Source organism: Faecalibacterium sp. Marseille-Q4164, from assembly GCF_017377545.1.
GTDB classification, from domain to species: domain Bacteria; phylum Bacillota; class Clostridia; order Oscillospirales; family Ruminococcaceae; genus Faecalibacterium; species Faecalibacterium duncaniae.
Map to the genome: position 1 here is coordinate 37,372 of NZ_JAFREJ010000004.1, position 12,612 is coordinate 49,983.

Genomic DNA, 12,612 nt, shown 5'->3' on the forward strand with positions numbered 1-12,612 from the left:
CTTCAGTATAGCAGATTCGGGAAAGCAGATGCAAGAAAACGAGCCGAAAGAACGACGGGGCCGATTCACTCCCCCTCAAAACGCAACAAAATTGCAAAAAATGTTACAATTTTCTCATGAAAAAAGAAGACTGGATTTCTCCAGACTTCCAATAGTATGTATCAATGGTTGCAGTTCAAGATCTTCTCAAGCGTATCCGCAAACCTGACATCCTGCTCCTTCGTCCGCTTTGCGCTCCCCTTGGGGTGCTTTCCGGCACGGAGGAGCTTTTTGTTTTCATAACGCCGCAACATGAGAGCGTCTATGTTGTCGGCGGTGTATTCCAGACCGTTCTGGTTCAGCACTCGTGCGCACTTGGCAAGGCACATACTTGCCAGCCCGTAGTCCTGTGTTACGACCACATCCCCCGGTTTTACCCGGTTCACCAGCGCAAAGTCCACGCTGTCAGAACCTTTATCGAATACCAACGTCTGCGCACCTTCTCGCTCGATTTGGTGAGAGGTGTCGCACAGGATGATGACCGAGATGCCGAACCGCTTTGCAATCTGCAACGTCAGATCGACGACCGGGCAGCCGTCTGCATCGATCAAAATATTCATCGGCTTTCCTCCATCACCCAGCGAAATGCTTTCGCCGTGCGCAGGTCAGCGTCTTTGAAATGCCCGCCGCTGTTCCATTCAAGGGTGCAGTCTGCGCCACGCTCTGTAAGCCGACTGTGCAGCGTGCGGATATTATCCCCTACCGCAGCCATGATGGTGTTTTTCGTGCGCTCTTCCTTGTCGCCAAGGCTTAGATAAACGTGCTGTGCCTGTATTGGGCACTGCTGTTCAAACTCCATCCAGCTCGAAAACCACACAGAGGGAGAAGTGGCGGCGACACCGTAGAACAAATCGGTCTGGGTGGATGCCCACAGCGCAAACAATCCCGCCAGCGAGTAGCCGCCCAGAATGATTTTTATGTTTTCCGGGAGAGGATACTGCTGCTCCAGTGTGGGAATGACCTGCTCCGTCAGAAAGCGCAGGGTGTCCCCGGCTTTGCCGCCGAAGCCTTGCTTTCCCCACACGGCAGGGGCTTTCCACGGAGAAAGCGCATCGTTCCAGCTTTCCACCGGGATAGCCGCAAACAAAAAATTCTGGCTGCTTTGTGCAATGGCCGCCACTTCATAATCCATACTTTGCAGCTCATGCTCACCTGTCATTTGGAGCAGCAAGTATTCTGCATTGGCTTCGCCGTAAATGCGGCAAGGTCTGTTCCCGATTTGCATTGTCTGTGTGGTCACTGCGGCATCCTCCTGAAAAAAATTTGATAAGCCCAGTATAGCAACTGAAAAGTCATTTTGCAATTCAAACGGTTTTCAGAGCAGACGCAAGCGGCACAGAGGTACATTCCCCTCTGCTCTCTGGCAAATTACAGCGCGGATGTGATATAATGGAGAAAAACCACCGGGGAACGGCACAAAAGACGGGGGATGCAGGATGAAACAGAGGCAGCGGGAACAGGTTCAAAGAGACTGTGCGGTGGGCACCGTGGTGCAGGATGCCAAGCTGATCCAGACCGGCACCAGCGGCTGGCTGGCAGACCTGATGCTGGGCGCAGGCATGGTGCTGTCTGCAGCGGGATATTGGATGGAGCGCAAGCGCAAGGCCATGTTCTACAAGTCCCAGCACTGAACCCCAACCCCCAAAGGCCCCGGGCAAACGCCCTGCTGACCCTTTGGGCCATGCATCACATTCCTGAACGATTCCCCCAAAAAGTTACTTCCCAGAATCTCCTGTTGATCGCTATTCCCTGAGGCAGCGGGCCCGCACGCCGCTGCCTCGCCCCGGAGGGTCCCGCAAGCCCTCCGGGGCTTTTTTGTTGGCCGCATGGCCCGCTCCGGCAGAAAAAAACAGGGCTGCTCCACATCTCTGTGGGGCAGTCCTGTCTGGCTGCGCGGGGCGGCGCATGGGCTTCCGGGGTTTCCGGAAGGGTGCGGCTCAGCGCGCGGTTTTCTTTTCCTCCGGAGCCTCCGGGTTGTTTTCCAGGTTCAGCTCGGGCATCAGCTCGTTGCTGATGATGGTCAGCATCTGTTCCAGCTTCTTCACGTCCTCTTTGGGGAAGCGCTTGTTCACCCGCTGGACCACCGTGCTCAGGTAGGAGTAGCTGATGTTGTAGTAGTCGATATACTTCTGGGTGGGCCGCAGGTGATACTCCCGGCGGTCGGTGGTGGACTGGATCTTTTCCACATAGCCCTTGCGCACCAGCGAGCCGATCTTATACGCCGCGTTGGGGGTGGAGATCTGCATCATCCGGGAAAACTCCGCAATGGTGGGCTCCCCCATGGCCATAATGCCCTCCATGCAAAAGGATTCCACCGTGGTCAGGGTCGCCTCACGGGTGGCAAAGCGCTGGAACACGTTCTGGTAGAAATGGAGCTTGAACTTGGTATAGACATCGTTGAATGCTTTTTCCAGCATGGTACGGTCTCCCTTCGAACACTCAATTTCCTTTAGTATATCACGCTTTGGCCTTTTTGCCCAGCTTTACGCGCAGAATGTTCAGCACCACCAGCTCCAGCACAATGGCAACGCCCAGCAGGATCAGCGAGGTCCACAGGCTGGCGCTGCTGCCCAGGAACATCTGGGTCAGGCCGGTGATCACATAGCACGCGGCGGAACAGGATGCGGCGGTAATGGCGTAGGGCAGCTGGGTGGAAACATGGTTCACATGGCTGCAATGCGCACCGGCAGAGGCCATGATGGTGGTGTCGGAAATGGGAGAGCAGTGGTCGCCGCACACAGCGCCGGACAGGCAGGCCGCAATGGAGACCACCAGCATCTCGCCCTGCGGGAAAGCGTGGCAGACAATGGGGATCAGGATGGAGAAGGTGCCCCAGGAGGTGCCGGTGGCAAAGGCCAGGAACACCGCCACCAGGAAGATGATGACCGGCAGCAGGTACTGCAGGGCGGCAGCGGAGCCGCCCAGCAGGTTGGCAACGTAATATTTTGCACCCAGCAGGTTGGTCATGCCGGAAAGCGTCCAGGCCAGGGTCAGGATCAGCATGGGGCTGACCATGGCCTTGAAGCCCTCGGGGATGCAGGCGGCAAAATCCTGGAACGTCATCACGCTGCGGACACGGTAGAACACAAAGGTGAACATCAGGGCAATGCTGCTGCCCAGCACCAGACCGGCGGAGGCGTTGCAGTCGGAGAAGGCGGTGATGAAGTCCACGCCCTCAAAGAAGCCGCCGGTGTAGATCAGGCCAAGGATGCAGGCCGCGATCAGCACCAGCACCGGGGCCACCAGATCAATGACATGGCCGTGGGCATCGTCCTCGGTATCCAAATCGTCGCCGTAGGGGCGGTCGGCCGTGGTGAAAAGGTCACCGGCCCGGGCGTTGTCCTCGTGCTGCTTCATGGAGCAGTAGTCCGTGCCCGTGAAGATGAGGAACAGGCTCATCACAATGGTCAGCAGGGCGTAATAGTTGTAGGGAATGGTGCGCAGGAACATGGTAAAGCCGTTGATGCCGGAGCCTTCGGGCACGCTGGAGGTAACGGCGGCGGCCCAGCTGGACACCGGCGCAATGATGCACACCGGGGCGGCGGTGGAATCAATGAGGTAGGCCAGCTTTGCGCGGGAGACCTTCTGCCGGTCGGTCACGGGGCGCATCACGGAGCCCACGGTCAGGCAGTTGAAGTAGTCGTCCACAAAAATGAGCACGCCCAGAATCAGGGTGGCAAACTGTGCCCCGGCCCGGGTGTGGATGTGGGTGGAGGCCCAGCGGCCAAAGGCGGCGCTGCCGCCGGCCTTGTTCATCAGGGCCACCAGAATGCCCAGCATCACCAGAAAGACCAGAATGCCCACGTTGCTGCTGTCAGAGAGCTTGGCGACCATGCCGCCGTCCTCGTTGAAGAACAGGGTGGTGACCGCCAGCTCCAGGTTGCCGTTGGCAAAGAGCAGCGCGCCGGTGGCAATGCCCACCAGCAGGGAGGTGTAGACCTCCTTGGTGTTCAGGGCCAGCACAATGGCCACCACCGGCGGCAGCAGGGAAAGCATGGAGCTGTACACCGCGGGGGCGTAGCTGGCCGGGTCGGCAATGGTGCCGGGGGTGGCTGCGGTGCACCACAGCAGCAGGGCAAACACCAGCAGTGCCCCCACCCAGGAGAGATTTGTCTTTTTCATAAATGATTCCTCACTTGATTTTTTGTCCCGGCCCGGGGCAGACTATCCCTATTGCAAACGGAAAGGGGGCCGCCGCCACGCCGGATTATAAAGCGCTGTATTTTGAGCTGTTCCGCGCCAACGAACAGGCCATCCGCCTGCTGACCGCCGCCCAGCAAAAGGCGGAAGCGCAGGTGATGGAAGAGGACAGAGAGCCGCTGTATATGCACGGCCAGCCTGCCCACAATGCCAAAGGCTCCCCCTTTGGGGGAGCTGGCAGCGCCAACGGCGCTGACTGAGAGGGCGAGGCCGTTACCCCTTTTTGCTCTCTGCCTTTGCAGCAAACTTGGCGTTGTTGATGATGAACCGCTCGTGCACGCCGCCGCCCACGGGGCCTTTCTCGTCGTGCAGGGAGACCTTGAACACCAGCTTGCGGCCCTCCACAGCGGTCAGCTCGCTCTCGCAGGTCACGGTCATGCCCACAGGGGTGGGGGCGCTGTGCTCCAGCTCCAGCCGGGTGCCCACGGTGCCGCAGCCCTCGTCCAGCGCGGCGGCAACGCTCATCCAGCAGGTTTTTTCGGCCAGTGCCACCAGCGCGGGGGTGGCAAACACGTCCAGCGTGCCGCTGCCCATGGTCTTTGCAGTGTTCTCGGAAGTAACGGCGACACTCTGCTCGCCGCGGATTCCAGCTTCCAACATAAAAATACATCCTTTCCAGATGCCCGAAGGCGAAAATTTTGAAATACATTGTTAGAATACCACACTTTTGGCACAGATGCACCTGTTTGGGCGTTTTTTTCTGCAAATCTCTTTCTGTTTGGCGCAATTTGCGGTATCATTGGCCCGAAAGGGATGGAAAAAAACATGAACGACTTCTGGAAATCCTACGATATCACCCATGCGGAGCTTGGCCCGAACTTCCGGTGTTACCCGCTGTACGGTAAAATCCATTTGATCGAGCTTGCCCTCTCGTTGGTGTTCATTGTGGGGATGGCCCTGTGGTACCGCCGCAGCTCGGCCTCTGCCCGGCGGCGCATCCTCGTGGGCGTTACCATTGCCCTGCTGGCCGATGAAGCTGCCCTGCTGCTGGGCATGGCTCTGACCGGTCAGTGGAACTGGAGCTATCTGCCTCTCCATCTGTGCAGCATCAATGTGTTCGTCTGTCTGTACAATACCCTCACCGATCAGAACTGGTGCAAGGAGGAACTCTATGCCCTCTGCATCCCCGGTGCGGCGCTGGCTCTGCTCTGCCCCAGCTGGCTGGACGTGCCCTCCTGGTGGACGCTCATCAATCTGCACTCGATCAGCATCCATGCCCTGCTGGTGCTCTACCCGGTTCTGCTTGTGGTGAGAGGCTACCGCCCCAGCGCCCGCCGTGCCCCGCAAGTGCTGGCTTTTTTGTTTGGCTCTGCCCTGCCTATTTACTTCTTGAATAAACCACTGAATACCAATTTCTACTTTCTGAACAATCCCTACGGCAATGTCATCACCAGTGCGTTTACCCGCCTGCTGGGTGAAAAATACTATATTCTGGGCTTTCTGCCCGCCATTGCGGTGGCGCTGTGTCTGATGTATCTGCCGTGGGTGGTAGCGGATGCCCGGCACAAAAAGAGAAAATAAGTGCTTTCTGCAAGCTGCCTTGTCCCCACCGGGCAGGGCGGCTTTTTGTTTGCCCAAAACGCCTGCTGCTTGCAAATTAAAACTGCAAATTTCTTGCGTTTTGCGGTTTGTTTTAACTATTTTGAAAAGTGGACAGAAATCTTTGAAAAACCCCTTGACAGAAGCTCTTCTGCATGATAACATGAACACATGAACAGACGTTCATGTAAAACGCGGCAAAAGGAGAACGGACATGATCGGATTGGAGCAGATGACCCCGGCGGGGCAGGAAAACACGGAACCGGTGGTGATGCCGGATGACGAGGTGCTGTATGAGCTGGCCGACCTGTTCCGGGTGTTCGGCGACTCCACCCGCATCAAGATCTTATATGCGCTGCATGACAATGAGCTCTGCGTGCAGGACATTGCCAATGCGGTGCAGCTGAGCCAGTCGGCAGTAAGCCACCAGCTCCGGGTGCTTAAGGACACCAAGCTCGTGCGCTTCCGCCGGGATGGCAAAACCGTTTACTATGCACTGGATGATGACCATGTGAGAAGCATCCTGTCGATGGGCATGGACCACATTGAGGAGTAAACGGAAAACGCAGTACAAAGCCTCCGGGCGCACAAGGCGTGCCTGAGAGGTCCACATAAAATAAAGAGAGGTACCTATGATGAAGAAGACCTACAAGATCGAAGTTGACTGCGCAAACTGCGCCCAGAAGATGGAGGATGCCGCCAACACCGTTGCAGGTGTGGCACAGGCTACCGTCAGCTTTATGACCCAGAAGATGAAGGTCGAGTTTGCTGAGGGTGCAGACCCCCACGATACCATGGTGAACGTTCTGGCTGCCTGCAAAAAGGTCGAGGACGACTGCGAGATCTTTGATATCTGAGGAAACAGGGGTTTGTAACTCCGGTACGGCTCCCCTGCGGGGGAGCTTTTTGTGACGCATTTTTCGGGCAGAACGGACCAAAAGCCGGTGCGGAAAACTGTGGAAAAGAAAACGGGTTTTCAACAGTTTCCACCGGGTTTTCAACAGCCTCTGCGAAAAAGTGCAAAAAGAAACGCGAAAAAGCAGGTTTTCTCCGGGAAAAGTCCGTGGAAAACTCAGGGGAAAACGTGGAAAAGTCTATCCCGTGGGGAAAACCTGTTGAATCCACCCCGCCCGCCGCAGCGCATTGCGGCCCAGAACCCAGAAAAAAGGAGAGTACAGATATGAATAAAAAGCAGAAGAAGAACCTGTACCGGATCATTGCTGCTCTGGTGCTGGTGCTCATCCTCAAATTGCTGCCCCAGTTCCCCACGCCGGTGGAGCTGCTGCTCTACTGCATCCCCTATCTGGTGGTCGGCTGGGATGTGCTCCGCAAGGCACTGCTGGGCATCAAGAACCGCCAGCCCTTTGACGAGTGCTTCCTGATGGCTGTTGCCACCGTGGGCGCGTTTGCGCTGGGCGATTATGTGGAGGGCTGTGCCGTTATCATCTTCTACCAGATCGGCGAGCTGTTCCAGAGCGTGGCCGTGGGCAAGAGCCGCCAGAGCATTTCCAGCCTGATGGATATCCGCCCCGATTACGCCAACGTTGAGGACGAGGACGGCAAACTGGAGCAGGTGGACCCCGATGATGTGGAGGTAGGCACCGTGATCGTGGTCCAGCCCGGCGAGCGGGTGCCCATTGATGGCATCATCGTGGAGGGAACTTCTGCCCTGAACACTGCCGCCCTGACCGGCGAGAGCCTGCCCCGGGATGTCCGCTCCGGCGATGAGGTCATCAGCGGCTGTGTGAACATGACCGGCCTGCTGAAGGTGCGGACCACCAAGGAGTTCGGCGAGTCTACCGTTTCCAAGATCCTCGACCTCGTGGAAAATTCCAGCATGAAGAAGGCCCGCGCCGAGAACTTCATCACCCGCTTTGCCCGGGTCTACACCCCCGCCGTCTGCTACGGCGCACTGGCGCTGGCCTTTGTTCCCCCCATCGTTCTGCTGCTGATGGGCCAGCCCGCCCGCTTCGGTGACTGGGTCTACCGCGCCCTGACCTTCCTGGTCATCAGCTGCCCCTGCGCTCTGGTCATCTCCATCCCGCTGAGCTTCTTCGGCGGCATCGGCGGCGCGTCCGCCTGCGGCATCCTGGTCAAGGGCTCCACCTATCTGGAGGAGCTGGCCCGCACCGGCATCGTGGTGTTTGATAAGACCGGCACCCTGACCCAGGGCACCTTCAAGGTGGTGGGCATCCACCCCGAAAACGGCGTGACCGGGGATGCCCTTGTGGAAGCCGCCGCTCTGGCCGAGAGCTGGTCCAAGCATCCCATCTCCCTGAGCATCAAGAACGCTTACGGTAAGGACATCGACCCCAGCCGTGTGACCGATGTGCAGGAGCTGGGCGGCCACGGCGTGACCGCAAAGGTGGACGGCAAAACCGTCGCTGCCGGCAACGCCCGCCTGATGGCAAAGCTGGGCCTGACGGTTCCCGAGATCACTGAGCCGGGTACCATCGTCCATGTTGCCATGGAGGGCAGATACGCAGGCTATCTGCTCATCGCCGATGTGGTCAAACCCCACAGTGCCGCTGCCATCAAGGGCCTGAAACAGGCCGGTGTCCGCAAGACGGTCATGCTGACCGGCGACGCGGAGCCTGTGGCAAAGGCCGTTTCCGCCGAGCTGGGGCTGGATGAATACCATGCAGGCCTGCTGCCCGGCGACAAGGTGGACCAGATCGAAACGCTCCTCGCCGCAAAGCAGCCCAAAGAAAACCTCGCTTTTGTGGGCGACGGCATCAACGATGCCCCGGTTTTGTCCCGTGCCGATGTGGGCATCGCCATGGGTGCTCTGGGCTCCGATGCTGCCATCGAGGCCGCTGACGTTGTCCTGATGGACGATGACCCGGCCAAGATCGCACTGGCCATGCGCATTGCCCGCCGCACCCTGCGCATCGTGTATCAGAACATCGTGTTTGCTCTGGCGATCAAGTTTGCCTGCCTGGTGCTGGGCGCGCTGGGTCTGGCCAGCATGTGGACCGCCATCTTCGCCGATGTGGGCGTGATGGTGCTGGCTGTGCTGAACGCCACCCGTGCCCTGTACACCAAAGATCTTGCAAAAAAGAACGCGCAGTGACCGTGCTTTCTGCCCCCGCCTGAGTGCTGATGCCCCGGCGGGGGCTTTTCGCTGCCGGTGAATTGCATTCTGCCCGGAGTGATGGTACAATAGGACACAGTGACTCCCGCCGCCGGACGTTTTTCCGGCAGATAGATGGAAGAAAGAAGGCTTTTTATTATGAGCATGAACACGGTTCCTGAGCGTCTGGCTGCCCTGCGGGCTGCCATGAAGGCCAACGGCGTGGACGTTTATCTGATCCCGGTGGGTGACCCGCATTCCAGCGAGTACCTGCCCGACCATTACACCTCCCTGACCTATTTCTCCGGCTTCCACGGCGAAAACTCCAACTTCGTCGTCACCCCCACCGAGAGCGCTGTCTGGGCAGACGGCCGCTACTTTGTGCAGGCCGAGAAGGAGATCGCCGGTACCGAGATCCAGCTAATGCGGATGGGTGAGCCGGGCGTGCCCACCGTGGAGGAATACTGCGGCAAGGTGCTGCCTGAGAACGGCGTGCTGGGCCTGTGCGGCCTGACCGCTTCCTGCGGGCTGGTGCGCGGCGTGCAGAAGAAGCTGGATGCCAAGAAGGGCACCATCAAGACCCTGAACCTTGAGGATGAGCTGTGGACCGAGGGCCGCCCCGCCCGGCCTGCCACCCCGGCATGGATCCTGCCCAAGGAGTATGCGGGCTTCTCCCCTGCCGAAAAGCTGGAGCGCCTGCGCGGCAAACTCAAGGAGCTGGGCTGCACCGCACAGCTGGTGGGCAAGCTGGATAATCTGGCCTGGCTGCTGAACCTGCGCGCCATGGATATCCAGTGCACCCCCTATGCCATGTCCTACTGCTATGTGACCCCGGAGCGCGCGGTGCTCTTCATCAACACTGCACGTCTGGGCGAGGAAGCTGCCGCAGAGCTCAAGGCCAACGGCGTGGAGATCCAGGAGTACGATGACGTGCTCAAGTTCCTGGCCGCTGAGACCGCGCCCCAGACCGTGCTGGCCGACCCTGCATCCGTGAACTTTGCCGTTTACGAGACCCTGCAGAACAACGCCGCCCTGACCGTGAAGGATGAGGCTGACCCCCTGCTGCCCATGAAGGGTGTGAAGAATGAGGTCGAGCTGGCTCACGACCGCGAAGCCCATCTGCGGGATGCGGTTGCCATGGTGCGGTTCCAGAAGGAGCTGGAAGAGCGTCTGGCTGCCGGGGAAGAGCTGACCGAGCTGACTGTGGACGAGATCCTCCACAAGTACCGCTCCGCACAGGACAAATTCATCGTGGAGAGCTTTGGCACCATTGCCGCCTACGGTGGAAACGCTGCCATGATGCACTACCACGCCACCGAGGAGGACCATGCCAAGCTGGAGCGCAAGGGCTTCCTGCTGGTGGACAGCGGTGCCACCTATCTGGACGGCACCACCGATATCACCCGCACCTACCCGCTGGGTGAACTGACTGAGGACGAAAAGCTGTTCTACACCTGGACCCTGCAGTGCCACATCGACATTGCAAAGGCTGTCTGGTTGAACTACTGCGACGGTCACATGCTGGATACCATCGCCCGTGAGCCGCTGTGGCAGCACCTCATCAACTACCGCTGCGGCACCGGCCACAGCGTCAGCTTTGTGGGCAACGTCCACGAGGGTCCCCACGCCCTGAACGGCCGCAACACTACGGTGTTCCGGCCGGGCATGATCATCACCGATGAGCCGGGCGTGTACGAGGCCGGTCAGGTGGGCATCCGCATTGAGAACGAACTGGAGTGCTACCACAAGGCCGACAACCAGTACGGCACCTTCCTGGCCTTCCGTCCGCTGACCTTTGTGCCCATTGCCACCTCTCCTGTGGTGCCCGGTGTCCTGACCCGGGACGAGCTGGATTGGCTGAACGCCTACCACCGCGAAGTGTTTGAGAAGCTGGCTCCCCGCCTGAATGAAGAAGAGCGGGATTGGCTGGCAAAGAAGTGCGCTGCCATCGGAGCATAACCACAAAAAAGGGAGACCCCGCAGGGGGTCTCCCGATTTTGGTTTATTCTTTCCGGTTTTTCCAATATTCCTTGGCTTCCTCAATGATCTTTTTGAAGGGGCCGGAGGGGTAGGTGCTCTCGGCGATATCCACCAGGAACTTATACAGCTGGGGCCGCACCTCCTCGTACATCCCAAGGCGGGTGTAGAGATCTTTATAATACCGGAACGTCTGGATCTTGTTCTGCACGATGGAAGCCGGGTTGATCTGGGTGTGGCAGATGCTCTGGGGATTCTGGACGTAGTAGTAACCGGCTTTGTCAATGGAGACAAAGGTCTCGGCATACTGGATATACTGCATGTTGAACACCAGATCCTCGGCCCATTTCAGCTCGCTGGTGAACTGGATGTCATTGCCGGTGAGCAGGATGCGGCGGTAGAGCTTGTTCCAGAGCACGCTGTAAAAGTAGGAGGCAGGCTTGTCCATCAGCCGCAGGGCAAAGGTGTCCTTGTCGTAGACCCCGGCGGGCAGGAAACCGTATTCCCGCACCTCAGGGGGCCGGGCAACACTCATCACGCCCAGATTGTCCTCCAGCTTTTCCAGCACCTGCTCGGGCTTTGTGGCCCCGGCGGGGATCACCATCTTGTATGGCGCAATCACAAGGTCTGCGTGGTGCGTCTCGGCGGCTTCCACCAGATGCTGGGTGAAGTCCGGGTCGATGTAGTCGTCGCTATCCACGAACTGGACATACTCGCCCCCGGCCAGCTTCAGGCCCAGGTTGCGGGTGTCGGACACACCGGAGTTCTCCTTGTCCACCAGCACGATGCGGCTGTCCTTGGCGCGGAACTCCTCACACACGGGCAGGCTGTGATCCTTGGAGCCATCGTTCAGGATGATGAGTTCGATGTTTTTATAGGTCTGGTTCAGGATGCTGCCGATGCAGCGGGCCAGATGATTCTGAGCGTTGTATACGGGCAGGATGATGCTGACGAGCGGCTGATCCATGGCGGTGTCCCTCATTTCTTTTTTCGTCCATAATACTCCCTCATGGCGCAAAAATCAAGCGCTGTGCAGAGAGAAAGGAGGAGCGGATATGATCTTTCACATTGCGGTGTGCAGCCCGGACCCTGTGCTGCGGGGCCGGGTGCAGCGCCACTGCATGGAATATTATGCCCGCCGGGCCGATGCCTGCATCGTGGAGCAGCTGGAAAGCACAGCGGCCCTGCTGCAACAAGAGGAAGCGGGCTCCCGGTACGAGCTCTACCTCATTGAGCTGCCTGCCGCCAACCCGTGCGGCGGCCTGCAGGCGGCTGCAGAGCTGCGCCGCCGGGGTGTGCGGGCCCCGCTGGCCTTTCTGGCCCACACCACGGCCTATGCCTACGAAGCGTTCCGGGTGGACGCGATGCAGTACCTGCATATCCCGTTCCGTCCGGAGCAGCTGACGGCCCTGCTGGACCGGGCCACCGAGCCGGAATACGGCCCAGTCATCCCGGTCGCCACGGCCATGGGTCTGCGGGCCCTGCCCTTTGCGGACATCGAGTATCTGGAGTGCACCCACCATGTGGTGCACTACCACCTTGCCAGCGGCGAGGATGTGGCCTCCCTCTCCCTGCGGGTCCCCTTTTCCGAGGTGGCAAAGCCCCTGTTGGCCGATGCCCGTTTTCTGCAGCCCCACCGCTCCTATGTGGTCAACCTTGCCGCCGCCGCTCAGCTCTCCTCCGGGGAGCTCTGGATGCGCAGCGGGGCACGGGTGCCCATCCCCCGGGGGCGTGAGCCCGCTGTAAGGGCGGCGTTCCGGGCGTTTCTGGAAGGGTGAGGTGTC

The 12,612-nt window shown here is 59.1% G+C and carries 14 protein-coding genes; 8 read left to right on the top strand and 6 right to left on the bottom strand.

What is annotated here, in order from left to right:
* Positions 1 to 161: 161 nt before the first annotated feature.
* Positions 162 to 599 (bottom strand): DUF188 domain-containing protein, encoded by a 438-nt coding sequence (locus J3352_RS06215; RefSeq protein WP_156066309.1) that lies wholly within the window; start codon positions 597 to 599, stop codon positions 162 to 164.
* The gene (locus tag J3352_RS06220) at positions 596 to 1,264 is read right to left on the bottom strand and encodes an alpha/beta hydrolase (protein WP_156066465.1); all 669 of its coding nucleotides are present in this window, start codon (positions 1,262 to 1,264) and stop codon (positions 596 to 598) included. Before J3352_RS06220 ends, J3352_RS06215 begins: the two co-directional genes overlap by 4 nt.
* A gap of 211 nt (positions 1,265 to 1,475) precedes the next feature.
* Here J3352_RS06220 and J3352_RS06225 point away from each other — a divergent pair, with 211 nt between their 5' ends.
* Positions 1,476 to 1,670 carry a hypothetical protein gene (locus J3352_RS06225; protein ID WP_156066311.1) on the top strand — a complete coding sequence of 65 codons (195 nt, stop codon included), beginning with the start codon at positions 1,476 to 1,478 and terminating at the stop codon, positions 1,668 to 1,670.
* A 306-nt stretch (positions 1,671 to 1,976) separates the two neighbouring features.
* Here the strand turns inward: J3352_RS06225 and J3352_RS06230 are convergent, their stop codons facing one another.
* Positions 1,977 to 2,456, bottom strand: a complete 480-nt coding sequence (locus J3352_RS06230; protein WP_005928757.1) for a MarR family winged helix-turn-helix transcriptional regulator — start codon at positions 2,454 to 2,456, stop codon at positions 1,977 to 1,979.
* Positions 2,457 to 2,496: 40 nt separating this feature from the next.
* A complete protein-coding gene (locus J3352_RS06235; RefSeq protein WP_156066313.1) occupies positions 2,497 to 4,161 on the bottom strand; it encodes a Na+/H+ antiporter NhaC family protein in 1,665 nt (554 codons plus the stop codon).
* A 14-nt stretch (positions 4,162 to 4,175) separates the two neighbouring features.
* Here J3352_RS06235 and J3352_RS06240 point away from each other — a divergent pair, with 14 nt between their 5' ends.
* Complete coding sequence (locus J3352_RS06240; RefSeq protein WP_143406085.1) at positions 4,176 to 4,439, top strand: hypothetical protein; 264 nt, start codon at positions 4,176 to 4,178, stop codon at positions 4,437 to 4,439.
* A 13-nt stretch (positions 4,440 to 4,452) separates the two neighbouring features.
* Here J3352_RS06240 and J3352_RS06245 read toward each other — a convergent pair whose 3' ends face one another.
* A complete protein-coding gene (locus tag J3352_RS06245) occupies positions 4,453 to 4,839 on the bottom strand; it encodes a thioesterase family protein (RefSeq protein ID WP_005928748.1) in 387 nt (128 codons plus the stop codon).
* Positions 4,840 to 5,004: 165 nt separating this feature from the next.
* Between J3352_RS06245 and J3352_RS06250 the strand changes: the two genes are divergently transcribed.
* The 5 genes from J3352_RS06250 (at position 5,005) to J3352_RS06270 (ending at position 10,810) form a co-directional block, all read left to right on the top strand.
* Positions 5,005 to 5,760, top strand: coding sequence for a TIGR02206 family membrane protein (locus J3352_RS06250; protein ID WP_099357262.1), 756 nt, complete (start codon positions 5,005 to 5,007; stop codon positions 5,758 to 5,760).
* A gap of 232 nt (positions 5,761 to 5,992) precedes the next feature.
* Complete coding sequence (locus J3352_RS06255) at positions 5,993 to 6,334, top strand: metalloregulator ArsR/SmtB family transcription factor (RefSeq protein WP_005928738.1); 342 nt, start codon at positions 5,993 to 5,995, stop codon at positions 6,332 to 6,334.
* A 79-nt stretch (positions 6,335 to 6,413) separates the two neighbouring features.
* Positions 6,414 to 6,635 (top strand): cation transporter, encoded by a 222-nt coding sequence (locus J3352_RS06260; protein ID WP_117505659.1) that lies wholly within the window; start codon positions 6,414 to 6,416, stop codon positions 6,633 to 6,635.
* A 323-nt stretch (positions 6,636 to 6,958) separates the two neighbouring features.
* Positions 6,959 to 8,851, top strand: a complete 1,893-nt coding sequence (locus J3352_RS06265; protein ID WP_156066315.1) for a heavy metal translocating P-type ATPase — start codon at positions 6,959 to 6,961, stop codon at positions 8,849 to 8,851.
* Between the two features lie 159 nt (positions 8,852 to 9,010).
* A complete protein-coding gene (locus tag J3352_RS06270) occupies positions 9,011 to 10,810 on the top strand; it encodes an aminopeptidase P family N-terminal domain-containing protein (protein WP_156066317.1) in 1,800 nt (599 codons plus the stop codon).
* Positions 10,811 to 10,853: 43 nt separating this feature from the next.
* Here J3352_RS06270 and J3352_RS06275 read toward each other — a convergent pair whose 3' ends face one another.
* The gene (locus J3352_RS06275; RefSeq protein ID WP_223453372.1) at positions 10,854 to 11,795 is read right to left on the bottom strand and encodes a glycosyltransferase; all 942 of its coding nucleotides are present in this window, start codon (positions 11,793 to 11,795) and stop codon (positions 10,854 to 10,856) included.
* 88 nt (positions 11,796 to 11,883) lie between these two features.
* Here J3352_RS06275 and J3352_RS06280 point away from each other — a divergent pair, with 88 nt between their 5' ends.
* Complete coding sequence (locus J3352_RS06280) at positions 11,884 to 12,606, top strand: LytTR family DNA-binding domain-containing protein (RefSeq protein ID WP_156066321.1); 723 nt, start codon at positions 11,884 to 11,886, stop codon at positions 12,604 to 12,606.
* Positions 12,607 to 12,612: the final 6 nt, after the last annotated feature.

Excerpts from the sequence above, each read along its gene's own strand:
- J3352_RS06215 (WP_156066309.1), bottom strand. The coding sequence starts at position 599 with ATGAATATTTTGATCGATGCAGACGGCTGCCCGGTCGTCGATCTGACG.
- J3352_RS06220 (WP_156066465.1), bottom strand. The coding sequence starts at position 1,264 with ATGCAAATCGGGAACAGACCTTGCCGCATTTACGGCGAAGCCAATGCA.
- J3352_RS06225 (WP_156066311.1), top strand. The coding sequence starts at position 1,476 with ATGAAACAGAGGCAGCGGGAACAGGTTCAAAGAGACTGTGCGGTGGGC.
- J3352_RS06230 (WP_005928757.1), bottom strand. The coding sequence starts at position 2,456 with ATGCTGGAAAAAGCATTCAACGATGTCTATACCAAGTTCAAGCTCCAT.
- J3352_RS06235 (WP_156066313.1), bottom strand. The coding sequence starts at position 4,161 with ATGAAAAAGACAAATCTCTCCTGGGTGGGGGCACTGCTGGTGTTTGCC.
- J3352_RS06245 (WP_005928748.1), bottom strand. The coding sequence starts at position 4,839 with ATGTTGGAAGCTGGAATCCGCGGCGAGCAGAGTGTCGCCGTTACTTCC.
- J3352_RS06250 (WP_099357262.1), top strand. The coding sequence starts at position 5,005 with ATGAACGACTTCTGGAAATCCTACGATATCACCCATGCGGAGCTTGGC.
- J3352_RS06255 (WP_005928738.1), top strand. The coding sequence starts at position 5,993 with ATGATCGGATTGGAGCAGATGACCCCGGCGGGGCAGGAAAACACGGAA.
- J3352_RS06260 (WP_117505659.1), top strand. The coding sequence starts at position 6,414 with ATGAAGAAGACCTACAAGATCGAAGTTGACTGCGCAAACTGCGCCCAG.
- J3352_RS06265 (WP_156066315.1), top strand. The coding sequence starts at position 6,959 with ATGAATAAAAAGCAGAAGAAGAACCTGTACCGGATCATTGCTGCTCTG.
- J3352_RS06270 (WP_156066317.1), top strand. The coding sequence starts at position 9,011 with ATGAGCATGAACACGGTTCCTGAGCGTCTGGCTGCCCTGCGGGCTGCC.
- J3352_RS06275 (WP_223453372.1), bottom strand. The coding sequence starts at position 11,795 with ATGGATCAGCCGCTCGTCAGCATCATCCTGCCCGTATACAACGCTCAG.
- J3352_RS06280 (WP_156066321.1), top strand. The coding sequence starts at position 11,884 with ATGATCTTTCACATTGCGGTGTGCAGCCCGGACCCTGTGCTGCGGGGC.